13 protein-coding genes are annotated in these 16890 nt (G+C 58.8%); 6 read left to right on the forward strand and 7 right to left on the reverse strand.

Annotated features, from left to right (window positions below; all coding sequences use genetic code 11):
• From V7080_RS12915 to V7080_RS12925, 3 genes are all read left to right on the forward strand, one after another.
• A partial coding sequence (locus V7080_RS12915; protein ID WP_334188798.1) for a 3-hydroxyacyl-CoA dehydrogenase occupies positions 1-915 on the forward strand: 915 nt, incomplete at its 5' end.
• 192 nt (positions 916-1107) lie between these two features.
• Positions 1108-2169 (forward strand): tRNA 2-selenouridine(34) synthase MnmH, encoded by a 1062-nt coding sequence (mnmH, locus tag V7080_RS12920; protein WP_334188799.1) that lies wholly within the window; start codon positions 1108-1110, stop codon positions 2167-2169.
• Positions 2170-2274: 105 nt separating this feature from the next.
• Positions 2275-2883, forward strand: coding sequence for a PH domain-containing protein (locus V7080_RS12925; RefSeq protein WP_334188800.1), 609 nt, complete (start codon positions 2275-2277; stop codon positions 2881-2883).
• 34 nt (positions 2884-2917) lie between these two features.
• On the opposite strand, the gene V7080_RS12930 is transcribed toward V7080_RS12925, so the two are convergent.
• Positions 2918-3739: a ferredoxin--NADP reductase gene (locus V7080_RS12930; RefSeq protein WP_334188801.1), complete on the reverse strand. Its 822-nt coding sequence runs from the start codon at positions 3737-3739 to the stop codon at positions 2918-2920.
• Between the two features lie 189 nt (positions 3740-3928).
• Here V7080_RS12930 and serA point away from each other — a divergent pair, with 189 nt between their 5' ends.
• Positions 3929-5128, forward strand: a complete 1200-nt coding sequence (gene serA, locus V7080_RS12935; protein ID WP_334188802.1) for a phosphoglycerate dehydrogenase — start codon at positions 3929-3931, stop codon at positions 5126-5128.
• 287 nt (positions 5129-5415) lie between these two features.
• On the opposite strand, the gene V7080_RS12940 is transcribed toward serA, so the two are convergent.
• The 3 genes from V7080_RS12940 to V7080_RS12950 all read right to left on the reverse strand — a co-directional run bounded on the left by V7080_RS12940 (position 5416) and on the right by V7080_RS12950 (position 9913).
• Positions 5416-6795: a SpoVR family protein gene (locus V7080_RS12940; RefSeq protein WP_334188803.1), complete on the reverse strand. Its 1380-nt coding sequence runs from the start codon at positions 6793-6795 to the stop codon at positions 5416-5418.
• A gap of 14 nt (positions 6796-6809) precedes the next feature.
• Positions 6810-7961 (reverse strand): DUF444 family protein, encoded by a 1152-nt coding sequence (locus tag V7080_RS12945; RefSeq protein ID WP_334188804.1) that lies wholly within the window; start codon positions 7959-7961, stop codon positions 6810-6812.
• Positions 7962-8023: 62 nt separating this feature from the next.
• Positions 8024-9913, reverse strand: a complete 1890-nt coding sequence (locus V7080_RS12950; RefSeq protein WP_334188805.1) for a serine protein kinase — start codon at positions 9911-9913, stop codon at positions 8024-8026.
• Positions 9914-10940: 1027 nt separating this feature from the next.
• Here V7080_RS12950 and V7080_RS12955 point away from each other — a divergent pair.
• Complete coding sequence (locus V7080_RS12955) at positions 10941-11894, forward strand: AAA family ATPase (protein ID WP_334188806.1); 954 nt, start codon at positions 10941-10943, stop codon at positions 11892-11894.
• Between the two features lie 148 nt (positions 11895-12042).
• Positions 12043-13401 (forward strand): NAD(P)/FAD-dependent oxidoreductase, encoded by a 1359-nt coding sequence (locus tag V7080_RS12960; RefSeq protein WP_334188807.1) that lies wholly within the window; start codon positions 12043-12045, stop codon positions 13399-13401.
• A 78-nt stretch (positions 13402-13479) separates the two neighbouring features.
• Here V7080_RS12960 and V7080_RS12965 read toward each other — a convergent pair whose 3' ends face one another.
• From V7080_RS12965 to V7080_RS12975, 3 genes are all read right to left on the reverse strand, one after another.
• Positions 13480-14325 carry an NAD(P)/FAD-dependent oxidoreductase gene (locus V7080_RS12965; protein WP_334188808.1) on the reverse strand — a complete coding sequence of 282 codons (846 nt, stop codon included), beginning with the start codon at positions 14323-14325 and terminating at the stop codon, positions 13480-13482.
• Positions 14326-14391: 66 nt separating this feature from the next.
• Positions 14392-15426, reverse strand: coding sequence for a tyrosine-type recombinase/integrase (locus tag V7080_RS12970; protein WP_334188809.1), 1035 nt, complete (start codon positions 15424-15426; stop codon positions 14392-14394).
• Between the two features lie 204 nt (positions 15427-15630).
• A partial coding sequence (locus tag V7080_RS12975) for a putative bifunctional diguanylate cyclase/phosphodiesterase (protein WP_334188810.1) occupies positions 15631-16890 on the reverse strand: 1260 nt, incomplete at its 5' end.

Raw genomic sequence — 16890 nt, forward strand, 5'->3', positions numbered from 1 at the left:
GTATTTAAGAAGCTCGACGAAGTGATGAAGCAGGGCGCGATTCTGGCATCCAACACATCGACACTGGACGTCGACAAGATCGCCAGCTTCACCAAGCGTCCGCAGGACGTCATCGGCCTGCATTTCTTCAGCCCGGCGAACGTAATGAAGCTGCTGGAAATCGTGCGTGGCGCGAAGACCGGCAAGGATGTGCTCGCGACGTCGCTGCAACTGTCGAAGAAGATCAAGAAGACCGGCGTTGTGTCGGGTGTCTGCGATGGCTTCATCGGCAACCGCATGATCGAGCAATACAGTCGCCAGGCAGGCTTCCTGCTGGAAGAGGGCGCATTGCCCGAGCAGGTGGACAAGGCAATCGAAAAATTCGGCTTCGCGATGGGCCCGTTCCGCATGGGCGACCTTGCCGGTAACGATATCGGCTGGTACATTCGCAAGCGCCGTTACGTCGAGAAGCCGGAAGTCACCTATTCGAAGACAGCCGACCTGCTGTGCGAAATGGGCCGCTTCGGCCAGAAGACATCCGCCGGCTGGTATGACTACAAGCCGGGCGACCGCAAGCCGTATCCATCGCAAGTCGTCAACGACATGATCATCAAGCACTCCGCCGACCTTGGCATCGAGCGCCGCAAGATCAGCGATGAAGAGATCGTCCAGCGACTGGTATTTGCGCTCGCCAATGAAGGCGCTCAGATCCTGGATGAAGGCATTGCGATGCGCGCATCGGACATCGACATGGTTTACCTGACCGGCTACGGCTTCCCGCTGTTCCGCGGCGGCCCGATGTTCTACGCCGATACCGTCGGCCTGCCGAACGTCGTGATGACGATGGAGAAGTTTGCAAAGGGACGTCATGGCGAGGCCTGGAAGCCCGCGCCGTTGCTGGCGAAGCTGGCCGCCGAGGGCAAGACGTTCAACTAAGCCCGCTGTCGTTGTCGAAAAAGCCCGGTCATGCACCGGGCTTTTTTCTTGTGGCGCCCGGATTTCGCAGGCCGGCAGCGGAAAATGCATGGATTAGAATGTGGTACAACATGCCGCGATCGTCCGATTGCGACGACAGCGCCGGACGGCATTTTCATGACATGCCGCGGCGCGAACACGAGGACCGAGATTGTGAATCACTTTAAACCGCCCGAATTTACGTTTGATTTTTCGAAGTACGACCTGATCATCGATGCTCGTTCACCGAGGGAATTCGAGGAGGACCATATTCCCGGCGCAGTCAACCTTCCCGTGGCAAACAACGAAGAGTATGCCGAAGTCGGCACGATGCACCGGACGAACAAGCATGGCGCGTACAAGATCGGCGTCCAGTACTCGCTGAAGAACATCGCGCGCCATCTCGAAGAAACGGTGTCGAAGTACGACGCGGCAAGCAATATCCTTGTGTATTGCTTCCGGGGCGGGAAACGCAGCAGGCTCTGGCTCGATGCGCTGGAAACCATCGGATATCAGGTCGAGCGCCTGCCGGGCGGATGGAAGAAATATCGTGCCTACGTGAATGAGCAGCTCGCTGTTGTGCCGGCGCAATTTTGCTACAACGTGTTGTCGGGGCCGACCGGATGCGGAAAGACACGGCTGCTGTATGCGCTGGCGGCCTGCGGCGCCCAGGTCATTGACCTGGAAGAGATCGCCATGCATCGTGGATCGGTGATCGGCGCGTTGCCGGGTACGCCACAGCCGACCCAGAAACTGTTCGACAGCCAGATATTGCAGAAGCTGAAGTCGTTCTCCACTGACCGACCCATCTGGGTGGAAGCGGAAAGCAAGAAAATCGGAAATGTGCAGTTGCCCGACGCGCTGTTGAGCACGATGCGCATGGGAGCAATCATCCCGGTTGACGCCGACATGGGCCAGCGCGTCCGCTTGTGGCGGGAAGATTACCGTCATTTCGAAGAAGATCCGCAATCGCTCGTGGGGCGGCTTGAGTATCTTCGTCCGTTGGTTGGAGGAAAGGAGCTCGATGAATGGCGGCTCCTGGCGGATGAAAGAAAAATGCCGGAGCTTTTCGAGCGGATCATGCGCAATCATTACGATCCTGCCTATGCACGGTCGACGCAGAAGAATTACCCGGGAATCGAAAAACTCGAAAAGGTATTCCTGACGGACTTGTCGCCCGATGGTTTGCTGCCGGTGGCCCGTGCCCTCATTGCACGGCACGACGCTGCCGGCTGATACATCGAGAGTCGCAGTGGGCTTTCCAAAAAATCGGGATGCGCGAGGACTGGTGGTATCTTAGTCCGCCTTTTACCTAACATTTCTAACATTTCGGATGGAACCATGTTCAAGAAACTAGCCTCGGACGCGCTGGGACTCAGCGACATTGGCGTCATTATCACGCCTGAAAACTACAAGGATGTCGATGCTGACGACTACCTGTTTCATGAAGACGGAGAGAAGATCTTCTTCCTGATCAAGTCGCGCAAGGATGAGTACTGCTTCACCAATCTCGCACTTATCCACGTGGACGGGGAATCGGCGGTGTCTTCCAAGCGCTCCATCCGGCGGTATGACTACGCCAGTTACCGCGTCTCCAATCCGCTGATCGAAACGGCCGGCACGGTGGACCTTGATGTGGAATTGAAATTCACCCTGGGTGACAAAGTGTTCAGCGTCGATATCCGGAAGAAATTCATTGAACAGGTCAAGGATATTTACAAGGCGCTGTTTTCGATCGGCAAACAGCAGACCCGTGATGAAATCGGGAGAAGCAACGCGATTCGGACGCTGGAAGCGACTGCTTCAATGTACAAGATCAACGATGGCGCCAGCGCCGCCACGATCGTTACCAATTTCAATGCGGTGCTGGAAAACCTGAACAGGGCGGTTCTGGACCGGCATACGAAGCGCGATTTTAGCGACGTGTTCCAAAAGTACATTCAGAGCTAGCATCTGATGGTCGATGCAATTGCGTGATGGCGGATTACCAGTAGTTCTCCGTCACAAATTGCCCCGGGATGGCGCGCCTGACAGGCCGCATGCCGCGTTCGTGCAGCAGGCGCCGCGTTTCCTCGATCATCTCCGGATTGCCGCACAGCATGATTCGCGACCCCTCCACACTGAGTGGCAGTCCTGCCCTTTGCTCCAGTTCTCCGTTTTGCAGCAGCGTGGTGATCCTGCCGCTGAGCGTTTTGCTGTCAGCCGGTTCATCTCTCGTCACCGATCGGATGACCTGCAGGCGTCCGGCATTGGATAAATTACCCGGCGGATTCTGCGCCAGGGCCGTCAGTTCGTCCCTGTATGCCAGTTCGTCTGCATGCCGCACGCAATGCACGAGTACCAGGTTGTGGAATCGGCCCCATACATATGGGTCGCGTAGTATCGAGATGAAGGGACCGATGCCGGTGCCGGTCGACAGCATCCAGAGATCGTTGCCATCTGTAAACCTGTCCACAGTCATGAAGCCGTAAGGTTGCCGTTCGATCCAGATGGGATCGCCCGGCTTGATCCCGTCGAGCTGGGTAGTGAACAGGCCGCCCTCGACGATGATGCCGTAAAACTCCAGCTCGGCGTCCGACGGTGCCGAGGTCATTGAATACGCGCGCCAGATCATGCCGGATTCGTCCGGCAGGCCCATTCGCGCATACTGTCCGGCGGTAAAGGAATATCCGTCGGGTTTTGTGGTCGTAAACGTCAATAGCTTGTCGGTCCATCGGTGCACTGAGGTGACGGTCTGCTGAGTGGCTTTCTGGGTCGCTTGCGGCGTTGCATTCATCTTGCTTCCGTCCTGTTGAAAACTCGACATTCGATCATCCTGTTTATACTAAGAGCTTGCCTCGGCAGGGACGCTTTATGTGCAGCACTGCGTTGCAGCTTCTCGCCATAGCTTACTATGAGTCGCCGCAGCGCCTTGTTCTGCCTAAAATCGTCCCGGCATACCTGACGCTCCCTACCGGGACAGGCTCTTGGTGCAAATCAAACGAAAAGGTACGCAATGACAAAAATCGTTCTGCTTGAAAAAATCCACGCGAGCGCCGTGGCGCACTTGAAGAGTGAAGGTTTTACCGACATCGTGCAATTGCCGACGGCGCTGACCGGCAAGGATCTGGCCGATACGCTGGCCGATACGGATATGATCGGTATACGGTCAGCTACACATCTTACCGCCGATATCCTGGAAAAGACGTCGCGCCTGCGTGCGATAGGCTGCTTCTGCATCGGCACCAACCAGGTCGACCTGGGCGCCGCGGCGGCACGTGGCATTCCGGTATTCAATGCGCCGTTCTCCAATACCCGCTCGGTCGCCGAGCTGGTCATCGCCCAGGCGATCCTGCTGCTGCGGCGGATTCCGGAGAAAAATGCGCGCGCCCACCGCGGGCACTGGGACAAGTCGGCGGTCGGATCGAACGAGGTGCGCAACAAGCTGCTCGGCATCATCGGATACGGCAATATCGGCGCGCAGGTCGGTATTCTCGCGGAGAGCGTCGGCATGCGCGTGTGCTATTACGACGTCGAGAGCAAGCTGCCGCTCGGCAATGCACGTCCCACCGCCAGCCTGGAAGAATTGCTGGAACTGGCCGATATCGTCACGCTGCATGTTCCAGGCGGAAATGCAACCGAGAACCTCATGACGCGCGACAAGATCAATCTGATGAAGCCATCGGCGGTGCTGATCAACGCGTCGCGCGGCGGTGTTGTCGAGATCGATGCGCTGCACGAAGCCTTGATGGAGAAGCGACTGGCCGGCGCCGCGCTGGACGTGTTTCCGGTCGAGCCGCGTAACGAGAAGGAAGAATTCGTCTCGCCATTGCGCGGTCTGGACAATGTGATCCTGACGCCGCATATCGGTGGCAGCACCGAGGAGGCACAGGAAAACATCGGGCGCGAAGTGGCGGACAAACTGGCGCGGTTCATGAAGGCGGGCACGACGCGCTGGGCGGTGAATTTCCCCGAACTGCCGCATGTGGAAAAGGAAGCGCGGAGCAGGGTGTTGAACGTGCACCGGAATGAGCCTGGAGTCATTGCGCGGATGAATGCCGATTTCGCGGCGGCAGGACTCAATATTGTCGCCCAGCATCTGCAGACGAAGGGAGCGATCGGCTATGTGATTACCGACGTCGATGCAGTCATTCCGAAATCCCTGCTGCAAAAAATCTGCAAGGAGCCGGCGACGATCCGGTGTGAGCTGATCTAGGAAATAACAAGGGGGATGGAACGGGATTTGCACCCCGTGGTCTTATTTAATCAATACTGCACATATTCAGTGTGTGCAGATGATGGCTGTCATCATGAAAAACCATCCCTCATGGATTGTCATACTGCTTACCGCGCACGGGGTCGCCTGCCTGTATTTGCTGCTGGGAATTTTTACCGGCTTTGCGACGCCCGTGTTTAGCGTGGTCCGGCACTTGCAGTAAAAACGATTCGCTCAAATAAAACGCGCTGCCATGAGACGGCAGCGCGTATGCTCGCCTGCAATCCTTACAGGCGCTTGCTGGTCACCACCCGCGCCTCGCCACGATCGCCGACGGTATGCAGCGTTACCGGCCTGCGCCATACGCGTCCGATATATTCCAGCGCCCGTTCAGCCCGCGCCAGATCGATGCCCCGGCCGTCGCTCTGGTGGTCATGAACCAGTTGCAGGCTGCCGTCGACATGCAGATGCTGTGCCGCGATGCGCGGCGCGCCGTAGTTGAATTTCGGCGACAGGATGGCTTCATGCACGGCATGCACCTCGCGCTCCGCGATCCGGATGTCGCCGTCACCGCGTTCCTGATAGACGAACAGGTCGAGTTTGTCGATCAGTTCGGCGCTGAGGTAGTTGCGGATGAAGCCAAAGTCGTCCTCCTCCTTCATGATCCGGCGCGCCGCATCGAGTCCCTGCTTCTCGACGATGTCTTCCCACATCGAAAATCCAAGGTGATACGGGTTGACGGCAAGGGCGAGCTGCCGCTCGGCGGCATACGGACGCACCACGTCGGAGTGGGCCTTGATAGCGGACAGGTACAAATCGTGGGGTAGGAAATCCGCTTCGCGCAGCAGCCGTGCATGCCAGTAGGAAGCCCATCCCTCATTCATGATCTGGCAGGCAAATACCGGATAGAAATAGAACGACTCTTCGCGGACCGCAAGGAAAATGTCGCGCTCCCAGTCTTCCAGTTCCGGCGCGTAATGTGCAATGAACCAAAGCAGGTCGTACTCAGGCTGGGGCGGGACCGGGATTCGCTTGGCGGCGGGCTTCTTGTCCGGCTGGGCGCTTTCTCCGGGAAGACTGCGATAACGCTGCTGAAAGGCGTCGAGCACCGGTTCCTCGTGCTTCGGATGATCGATTGGATACAAGTCGCGGTGCAGTTCGCGGTTGATATCGATATGCGGCTCCAGCGCAAGCGCCGCATCGAGCACGGCTTCGACACGGTCCTGGCCGTACTCGGTGACAGCCATTTCGATACGGTGGGCGCGGGCGGCCGCTTCCTCGAGGATGTGGCCGCCCGCCATCTTCATGAATTGCGCGAAGAGGTGATTGTTCTTCGCGAAATCGGCATGGCCGAGAACGTGCGCCGTGACGAGGGTGTTTTCCGGCAGGGTATTGTTGTCGACCAGATAGGCATGGCATGGATCGCCGGGGAACATCACTTCGAAAATGCGCGAATGACCCATTCCCTGGCGGATCAGTTGATGGATGTACCGGACGCCGAACGACCAGTGATGCATGCGGACCGGCAGTCCGTAGACGGCAATTTCCATCATGAAGTTATTGGGCACGACTTCGAAATCGACCGGATAGTAGTCAAGCCCTTGCTTGCGCGCGAGGTCTTCGATCTTCGCGGAATATTCCTTCAGGGTATCAATCGAATTGCACATGGGGACATATTTCCTTATTCGACCTGCTGGATGAAGAACTTGCGGATGGCTTTCCAGACATCGTCATGGCGGGCCAGGACGCTGCTGCCGATCGGTGCGCCGGTACGCTCGATCTCGCCGCACAGCATCTTCATCTCGGTCTCGCTGGTACGGGGCGAACCCGGGACGGTTTCCACATAACCGATAAAGTTCAGGAGGCTGCCGAGACGGGTAAGGCTTTCGATCGCGGCTGGCCGGTCCTCGGTGAAATTCTCGCCGTCGGACGCATAAAACAGATAGCCGTTGTACTGCGAGGGGTCGTACTGGCTTTCGATCATATCCACCGCGAGCTTGAATGCGGTGGACGCCCCGGTGCCGCCGGTTCCGCTGACATTGAAGAATTCATGCTCCGAAAACTCCCATGCCTGCGTGGTATGCGCGATAAACCGTGTTTCCACCTTCGCATAGCGGCGGCGGATGCCCTGTAGAACGAAAAAGAAGAAGCTCTTGGCTAATTTTCGCTCTGCATCGGTCATGCTGGCGGATACATCCAGCGCGAAGATGACTACCGCGTTGGTCGCGGGCTTGCGCCGCTGCACCAGTTGCCGGAAGCGCAGGTCTTCGTTGGTGAAGGGCACGGGGTTTTCCTGTACGGCGCGCCGCTTCACTGCTTCCTTTACGGTCCGCCTGCGGTCGAGGCGGGCACGGGCGCCGTGCTTGTCCCAACCCTCACGCACCATTTCCTCGTCATTGATGCTGGTATTGCGCTTCGGCTGCAGGTCGGGCAACTGCAATTCCTCCCACAGCCAGTCGATGATGTCATCGACCTTGAACTCGAGCAGCAGTTTCACTTCACCATCGTTGTTGCCGCCTTCGCCGGCTTCGTCGCCCATGTCGGGTTGCGCCTGCCGCAGCACGTCGCCGGGCTTGCCCTTGCCCTGGCCGGCCGCGGTCTGCGTCTGGGAATTCGAATCCGACAGCCTGAAGCGCGCATGCTCCAGCAGGTGCACCGGAACCTGCACCGTCCTGTCCTGCGAGCCGGTGATGACATCCGGGCCGGCTACCAGGTTGGGCAGGTTCTTCTGCACCGCCTCGCGCACTTTTTCGTTGTGCCGCAGCCAGTCGCGCGACCCGCGTGAAAACAGGTCGTACCACGGGCTCTCAGCGGACATCGTAATGTGATTCACCATATTTGGACCTTAAAGCACAAACTGCATGCATCATCTGACCGCTGACGGCATCTCGAACGTCACTCCTGCGCCATCAGTGTCGTTACATAATTAAGCGCCTCGCGCGCACTGTGGCTGTCGTATCCGTACTCGTCCACCAGCCGCTGTTCCACCACCGAGATCTTCTGCCGTACCTCATCGTCGGGGCGGGTCGTGGAGCTCACCAGGCGCAATACATCGCGCCGTTGTTCAAACAGGTATTGCTGGACAGCGTTGTGCAGCTGGGCGTGGCTGTCGAGCGTAAACTTCTCGCCGCGCTTGTAGGCGCCCATCGCTTTCCTGACCACCTCTTGACGGAATGACTGCTTGCCGGAGTCGGAAATATGGATCTTCTCCTCCACGGCTCGCAGGAAGCGTTCGTCGGGGCGCCGCTCCTCGTTGGTGATCGGGTCCTTGATCTGGCGGTTGTCCAGCATCGCTTCCACCTCGTCGAGATACTTGTCGAGCAGGTCCTGCGCTTCCTGCTCGAAGGAGACGAACAGCGCCTTGTGCACGTCTTCCTTGACCCAGCGGTTGTAAAAATCCTTGCGTGCCAGGACCAGGTAATCAACCCACTTGCGCTTCTTCTTCGGATCGATGCGCGCATCCGACTCGATCGAGTCCTTGATCGCCAGGAGAACATCCATGGTGGTCAAGCTTTTGACATTGGATTGAATGATGGCGTTCGATAAGGCATTGATCACGAAGCGCGGCGAGATGCCCGCCAGTCCTTCGTCCGGCATCTTTTGTTTCATGCGCTCTACGTCGGCATGACCATAGCCTTCGACTTCCTCGTGCGCGTACAGGCGGATCTTCTTAGCCAGTTCGAGGTCGCGTTCGTCGTTGTCGTTCAGGCGCGTCAGGATCGCGAATACCGCCGCCGCATGCAATGCATGCGGATCGAGGTGCACCTGCCGGAATGCGGGCGCGGCGGAGGAAATCAGCTTCTTGTAAATTCGCGCCTCGTCTTTGTAATTGAGTGTGTACGGAACCTGGATGATCACCATGCGGTCGAGCAGCGCTTCATTCTCGCTTTCCTGCAGAAAGCGGCGGAATTCCGCAAGGTTGGTGTGCGCGAGAATGGTCTCGTCCAGATAGATCAGCGGGAAGCGCGACACCTTCACGTTCTTTTCCTGCGTAAGTGTGAGGAGCAGATACAGGAATTCACGCTTGACCTTGAGGATCTCGATCATTTCCAGCATGCCGCGGCTGGCCGCATACACCGCACCCGACCATGACCATGCCCGCGGATCGCCTTCGTCGCCGTACTCCGCAACTTTCGACAGGTCGACAGAGCCGACAAGGTCCGCCAGGTCGGCAGTGGTGGGGTCATGCGGTGCGTAAGTGCCGATTCCCACGCGGCCGGCTTCGGAAATGAAGATGCGTTCCACCGGCATCTTCAGAAAATCGCCGCCGTAATCGTTCTCCAGGCGGGTGCGGCAATGCGGGCAAACCTCGCCCTTGATTTCGACGCCATACGTCTCGCGGAACGATCCGCGCAAGGTATGCGGCACCAGGTGCAGCGGTGATTCATGCACCGGGCAGCCCTGGATCCCATACACCGCGCCGGCGTCGGTCATGCTGTATTCCTCAAGCCCGCGCTTGAGAAGGATGACCAAAGTGGATTTGCCGCCTGATGGCGGGCCGAGCAGCAGCAGCAGGCGGCGGCCGACTTCCGAACCCGCGGCCGCGGCCTTGAAGTAATCGACGACGCGGTCGATGGATTCGTCGATGCCGAACAATTCCTGGTCAAACAGCTTGCGGCTGAATTTTCCATCCTCGTTTTCGCCACCCATCCAGCGAATCATGTCCCACATATATTGATGCGAAGTGCGTGCTGCGCCATGCGGATCCGCCGGCAGGATCTCTTCGAGGAACTGCGACAGCGGACCGGACCAGTACACCGCGCGGTGGTTCTTGGTGAAAGCCACCAGGCTCTGCAAAAAATTTTCTTGCTGTTCGGTATGTTTGGTTGAATCTAGATTCGACATCGCATGTGCTCCGCGTGAAGTTGGTGGGACGTGATTCTGTGGACATCTGAGACGATCTTCCGTTTCTGATGCGCCCGATTTAAGTATAGGGCGCTACGAAAAAAGCGAATGATGAGAACGATCAAGGAAATCTTCGCAATATGACCGATATGCAATCCATTTCGCACCACCCTTGAGGTAGCAAGATGCGTGCAAGGAAAACGTACACAAGCGAATGTAAATGCGACTCGCTGCGCTGCATGTACAAGACATACCTGCCATGTCGATGAATCACCGCCCACACGATGCATTCGGATGCTCCCGATTGTTGCGACGCGCAAACAACGCTGATCGCTGCAGGGGAATCCGCGTTCCTGGATGAGACAGATACCAACGTCCAATCAGCGCCAATCGCGTCGAGCCAGAATGAAGCGTACGAAAGTGTCGTGTACTTGCGAACAGGAGCCCTGCGATAGCAATGTCATCAGTCGTGCCGGGAGTGCTGCCGCCATGACTATCAACGGCGGACCATAGAGCGCGGATGACACGGTCGGCGACAGCGGTATCTGCGGTAATCGCCATTCACCGATGTTGGAAAAAGCGATGACTTCATGCGCCGGCATTGAACATAGATGCAGGGGCACCGTCAGAAGCGCGTATCGTGTGTCACGGATCGGGAGAGACGGTGGATTTCGTTGCGTTATTGATGCACTGGTACGAACCGCCGCGGTGCATTGAACCGTTCACCTGGACGAACTTCAACAAAACGCAAACTACCTTCCGGATGTGTTGAAAATCTGCAATCTTTAGTACATGGAACAGCATTTGCAATGGGTTTTGTTGTATAAATTAATGCACCATCTCCATGCAAAAGTGAATCCACGAAATATGTTGCCGTACAGATGGTGGTGGTTGGCAATCATGGCCTGTTGCACCCATGTTTTCCTTCCGTTTGCCAGGAAGGGTTGAAGATCCAGGAGTTCAGTCGATGACCATTACACTCGCTCGCCAGCATTCCGTATATGACACCAAGGCCGTCGAGAGCGCGCAGGAGAGGGCGCGCGCGATGAAGTCAGTCGAGCTCGAAGCATTTTATGGAAACATGCTCGAACTCGGCGGAGAACGGTTCCTAACTACTCCCTCGACTGCGGATGCACTCGATCCGCTCTATGAAGATTGTCCCAACTTCGGCGAAGTCCTGGATGATCTGTCCCGCTATCTCGGCCTCGCCCTTGCAGGCGGCGCAAGCTTCAACGTCATGCCGGTCCTGCTCCTCGGCGATCCCGGCGTCGGCAAAACGCATTTCGGCAAGCGGCTGGCCGGCGTACTCGGCACCGAATTCGAGTTCATCAGCATGAATGCCCTGTCGGCGGGTTTCGTCATTACCGGCAGCTCATCAAGCTGGCGGGGTGCGAAATGCGGCAAGGTTGCGGAGCGCCTGGTAAGGGGACGTTTCGCCAATCCGGTCGTATTGCTCGACGAAGTCGAAAAAGCCACCGGCTCGACGCAATCCGATCCGATGGCGGCGCTGTACCAGTTGCTGGAGCCCGAAACGTCGCGCGCTTTTCATGACGAATTCATCGATCTCGATCTCGATGCCAGCCAGGTATTCTGGGTACTTACCGCCAATAGCCTGGAAGGCATTCCACCGGCCTTGCTCAGCCGCATGGCCATCTACGAGGTGCCGTCGCCGACCCCCGAGCAGGCGGCGGCCATTGCACAGAAAGTGTATGCCGGGCTGCTGAAGGAGCTGAAGCTGCAACAGATGGAGACCGGGTTATCCGATAGCGTGCTGGATAAATTATCCGAAATTTCGCCGCGCGAAATGCGCAAGGCCTTGCTCGACGGACTCGGATTCGCTGTCGCGGCGGGCAGGAGCGGGCTGACGCCGGAGGACGTGCGTGTCAAGCCGGATGTCTGCAAGCGCCGCATCGGTTTTTGATTTGCCTGCCGGGAGAGGATACCGGCACATTCATAGTTGGATGTCTTCCTTCTGCGACCGGCACGCTTGTTGCGTCGCCGGCCTGGCGTGAATGTGCACGTCTGGTGCGTTCAGGAAAACCAATTCGGCATTTACCGGGAAATCTACTTTGACTCAACACTTTCTACCTGAAGGCGGCCGGCAGGCGGCTGCCGACCTGCATACCATCGTGGTCGTCGGCGGCGGTGCCGGCGGACTCGAACTCATCACCGCGCTCGGCGACAAGCTCGGCAAGAAGAAAAAAATCAAGGCGGTACTCGTGGACCGCTCGCCGACGCATCTATGGAAACCCTTGCTGCATGAGGTCGCGGCGGGCAGCCTCGACCTCAACGCCCACCAGGTTGAATATATTGCCCAGGCGCGCTGGCATGGATTCGAATTCCAGCAGGGAGCATTGATCGGGCTGGACCGGGACCGGAAATGCATTACCGTTGCCGCATCCCATGACGTGGATGGCGTCGAAATCCTGCCGCAACGCGACATCCCCTACGACACACTGGTACTTTCCATCGGCAGTGTGACCAGCTACTTCGGCGTGCCGGGTGCGGAGCAGCATGCGATTGCCCTCGATACCACCGAGCAGGCGGAGCGCTTTCGCCGACACCTGATCGCCGCCTGCATGCGTGCGCAAAACCATATCGGCGAGCATGCGGGCGATGCGCGTCCGCAGGTGGATATCGCCATCATCGGCGGCGGTGCGACCGGCGTGGAATTGTCGGCCGAATTGCGCAACACCGCTCAGGTGCTGCGCGCCTACGGCTTGCATAAACTTGACCCGGTGAAAGACGTCCGCATCACGATCATCGAAGCGGGGCCCAGGCTGTTGGCGGCGCTTTCCGAGCGGGTGGCAAATGCCACCACCGAACAGCTGCGGACGATGGACATCACCGTGCTGACTTCGGAAAAAGTAACCGAGATCCGTGAACGGGCGGTGCTGACCGCGAGCGGCAAGGAGTTGCATGCCGACCTGATCGTCTGGGCTGCTGGCATTCGTGCGCCGGAGATCCTGCCGAAGCTCGGCCTGCCGGTGAACAAGCAGGGACAGATCGTGGTGGCGCAGACGCTGCGGACCGAGGCCGATCCGAATATCTTCGCATTCGGCGATTGCGCGAGCTGCCCGTCGTCCGATACCGGCAAGCCGGTGCCGCCGCGTGCCCAGGTGGCCCACCAGCAAGCGAATTTCCTGTACCGGCAGCTGCGCCGTCACCTTGCCGGGCAGCCGCTGCAGAATTTCAAATTCCGCGACAAGGGGTCGCTGGTTTCCCTCGGTCGCTTTAGCGCGGTCGGCAACCTGATGGGCAACCTGACCGGCGGCACGATGATGGTCGACGGCATGATCGCGCGGCTGCTGTATTCATCGCTTTACAGGATGCATGTGATGGCGCTGTTCGGCTTCGTGCGGATGGTGCTTGATACGATTGTGCATTGGCTGCGCCGCAAGACCGCGCCGCGCATCAAGCTGCACTGAACGCCGCTTTTGAAGGGGCGCGTTGCGCGCCTCGCAATCGGTAAAAAGGTCTCTGCCGCTGTAAATCTTTCCAAACGCTCACAAGCTGCAGTGGATCGCCTTCGCGGTCACTGCCGCCGGCTTCGGTGCGCAGGCCGCGGCGCCGGTGGCATACAGGCCGGCAATCGATGTTCGTCCTTCGCCGTTCACCTCAAGCAGGCCTTCATCGTCGAATTCCGGGCCCAGGCTGCGCACGAGGTCGATGCCGGTATCGTCGCCGGGGATGGCATAGACAGCGTCGTAGCGCCTGATGGCGCCGGTACGCAGGTGCAGCGATGCATTCCCTTCCTTCTCGACGTCGACGCTGACGATCGCGTCCTGTACGATGGGTATGCCTGCCTCGCGCAATGCCGCGCGGTCATGCTGGGCGAAACGCAGCGGACGTCCCAGCGTGAGCAGTGCGATGGATGAAGCAAAGTGATTCAGGTAAAGCGCCTCACCGACGCTGCGGGTGTCGTTGCCGACCACCGCCACGCGCTTGCCCGCCGCCTCGCTGCCGTCGCACAGCGGGCATTGCCTGATTGCTCCGCGCCGGATCGCCAGCCTGAAGCCGGCCGGAAGCGGCTGCGCGTCCGCGCAATCGAGCGCCAGCAATACGGTTCGCGCACGAATCGCCTCGTCTCCCGAGAAACAGAAGAAGTCGCCGCCGACGATTTTCTCGATCCGGTGCACGACGGAGGTATTAATGCGCACGCCATGACGGATCGTCTCCGCCTGCAGGCGCGAAAGCAGTCGTGCGCGATCGCTGCCGGGTGCCGGCGGCACGGCGCCGGTATCGAAAATCCTGACCGCGTGCTGCATGCCGGCAAGCTCCATGGCTGCGCTCAGGCCTGCCGGGCCGGCGCCGATGATCACGCAATCCAGTTTCTGAGGTGAAGTATGCATGCCTTGTCTCCATTGGTGATCACCCGATGCAGGCAGGTTCCATGCCGGGCCGGGTAATGCGCGAAGCTATTCCGCTTCGATGCCGCCGGGATTCACGACCAACCGGCGGAAACGCAGGGTCGATTTCGTCTCGACGTGCCCGGCCCACTGCTGCACGACTTCAACGGGCTTGTCTTTCGCGAGCTGCCGCATAAGGAAGGAGTTGCGCAATACCTGCGGCCCGAAGCCGCCGCGCGGGTGCAATGCCGCGCCGTTGGCCTTGAGTACCGCCTGCACCTTGCGGTACAGCGTGGCCGGGAGCATCCTGCCGCCCTTGCCGGAAACGAATACGGTGCGTTCGCCTGCCAGGGGCAAGGTCTTTCGAACGTCGAGCCAGCGGCGCAGCGGTTCCCGGGCAAAGGGCACGATGGGTGCCTTTCGTTCCGGCACCTTGCCGTGGGCGGGGATATCGATATACGGGGGCTCGGCGTCGAGCATGATCTGGTCGAGTTGCAGGCCGACGACTTCGGCGGTGTACAAGCCCGATCCGATGATGAGAACCATCATTGCCTGGTCGCGATAGTCGCGCCAGAACCGTGGCGGTGTCGCCAGCACCATGCGCACGAAGGCATCGTCCTCCTGCGACGCCAGTGCGACCGGGCTGCGGTCGGGCGCGGGACGGTAGTACTTGAGGAGCACCGCGCATGGATTGCCGCCGCGGCGGAGACCCACCTTCTTCAGATGCTCGAACGCTTCGCCGAGCAGCTTCAGGTAACGGCGTCGCGTGGAATCTTCCGCCGGCCTGCCGTCCTTGGCATGCAGGCCATCAAGAAACTGTGCGATGCGATCCGATTGCACCGAGCGAAGATCGAGTTCATGCAGGGAAAGATAGTCGATGAAGCGCCGCCACATCGCACAGTGCTGCCGTACCGATCGCTCGGCATAGAGAAAGCCTTCCGAATGCGGCATGCTGCGCCGCCAGTTTTCGAAAGCCGCCCGTGGATTGCTCAGCCACTGGCGCGCGTGCCCGGGTCCCGATGAATCAAGTAGATCGAGTTGCTCCACGATGTGCTCCATCCATGCCGCGTATCGGCCAGCGGCAGCCGGGCGAATTGATCGCATGGTAATGAGAGTGAAGCAAAGGGAAGGGGTTCAATGAAGCAAGTCAATGCTTTGAAGAAGAACAAACGCAACGTGGAATGCAATATACCGGAACCGCATCTTGCTTCTTGGTTTCTGGGGTCCGGTTTTGCACTGGCTGATTCCAGCCGGATTGGCATCATTCGGTGTCGGTATATTGCATTTCGCGGTGGTGTTCGAAGTGTCCTACACCACTTTGCCCATCAATCCTTCGTTTAGCAGAGCGTCGAGCGCCCGTGCCTCGATCGGTCTGCTGTAGAAATACCCCTGCGCAAGCTCACAGTTGTTTTGCGCAAGGAATGTCGCCTGCTCTGCGGTTTCTACGCCTTCGGCGATCACCTTCAGGCGAAGATTGCGGGCCATGACAATGATGGTGCTGACAATGGCCGCATCGCTTGGATCCTGGCCGATGCCGCTCACGAAGGAGCGATCGATCTTGAGGGCATGGATCGGAAATCGTTTCAGGTAAGCAAGGCTGGAATATCCGGTTCCGAAATCATCGACGGATAGTTGCACCCCCATGTCGAACAGGCGCTTCAACGTCGCGGTGCTTTCTTCACCGGGTTGCATCAGCACGCTTTCCGTAATCTCGAGTTCCAGGGCGCTGGCGGGCAGGCCGGCGCGGTCGAGAATGCCCTGAACCTGGCCGGCGAAATCGGGTTGCAGCATCTGCCTTGCGGACAGGTTGACGGCAATGCACAGGTCTTCATGACCGGCATCCCGCCATCGGCGCAACTGGCCGCATGCTTCGTCCAGCACCCATTCTCCGATGCGGGTGATCATTCCGCTTTCTTCCGCGATGGGAATGAATTCGAGTGGAGGCACGAAACCCCGGCCCGGATGACGCCAGCGCAGCAGGGCCTCGACCGACACGATCCTGCCGGTAGCGATATCCACTTGGGGCTGGTAATGCAGGCGCAATTCACCTTTCGGCAATGCCATTCTCAATCGGCTCTCGATCGACATCCGCTGCTGGGCTGCGTGATCAAGGGCCGGCGTGAAAAACTGGAAATTGCCGCGTCCCCTGGATTTTGCGTGATACATCGCCGTGTCCGCGGCGCGCATCAGCGCTTCGACGCTTTCGCCGTCCTCTGGATATATGCCGATCCCGATACTTCCGCTGGTATGCAGGTCCATCGCGTCGATCATCAGCGGCTGTTCCAGCGCAGCAAGGACGTTTTGCGCGAGCGCCGCGGCCTGGTCGCCGCTGTCCAGTCCCGTCAGGCAGATCACGAATTCATCGCCGCCCAGGCGCGCCACCGTGTCGCTCTTCCGTACGCATTGCCTGAGTCGGTGCGACACTTCGCACAACAAGCGGTCTCCCACGATGTGGCCAAGCGAATCATTGATGTGCTTGAAGTTGTCCAGGTCGACGAACATCAACGCCATCGATTTTCCGGTCCGGTCTGCCTGGACAATCGCCTGTGTGACGCGGTCCTGCAGCAA

This window comes from Noviherbaspirillum sp. (assembly GCF_036846085.1).
Taxonomy (GTDB): Bacteria; Pseudomonadota; Gammaproteobacteria; order Burkholderiales; family Burkholderiaceae_D; genus Noviherbaspirillum.

Bases quoted from the DNA above. Each gene is read 5' to 3' on its own strand.
- V7080_RS12965 (WP_334188808.1), bottom strand. From the start codon at position 14,325: ATGCATACTTCACCTCAGAAACTGGATTGCGTGATCATCGGCGCCGGC.
- V7080_RS12930 (WP_334188801.1), bottom strand. From the start codon at position 3,739: ATGTCGAGTTTTCAACAGGACGGAAGCAAGATGAATGCAACGCCGCAA.
- V7080_RS12970 (WP_334188809.1), bottom strand. From the start codon at position 15,426: ATGCGATCAATTCGCCCGGCTGCCGCTGGCCGATACGCGGCATGGATG.
- V7080_RS12955 (WP_334188806.1), top strand. From the start codon at position 10,941: ATGACCATTACACTCGCTCGCCAGCATTCCGTATATGACACCAAGGCC.
- V7080_RS12940 (WP_334188803.1), bottom strand. From the start codon at position 6,795: ATGTGCAATTCGATTGATACCCTGAAGGAATATTCCGCGAAGATCGAA.
- V7080_RS12925 (WP_334188800.1), top strand. From the start codon at position 2,275: ATGTTCAAGAAACTAGCCTCGGACGCGCTGGGACTCAGCGACATTGGC.
- serA (WP_334188802.1), top strand. From the start codon at position 3,929: ATGACAAAAATCGTTCTGCTTGAAAAAATCCACGCGAGCGCCGTGGCG.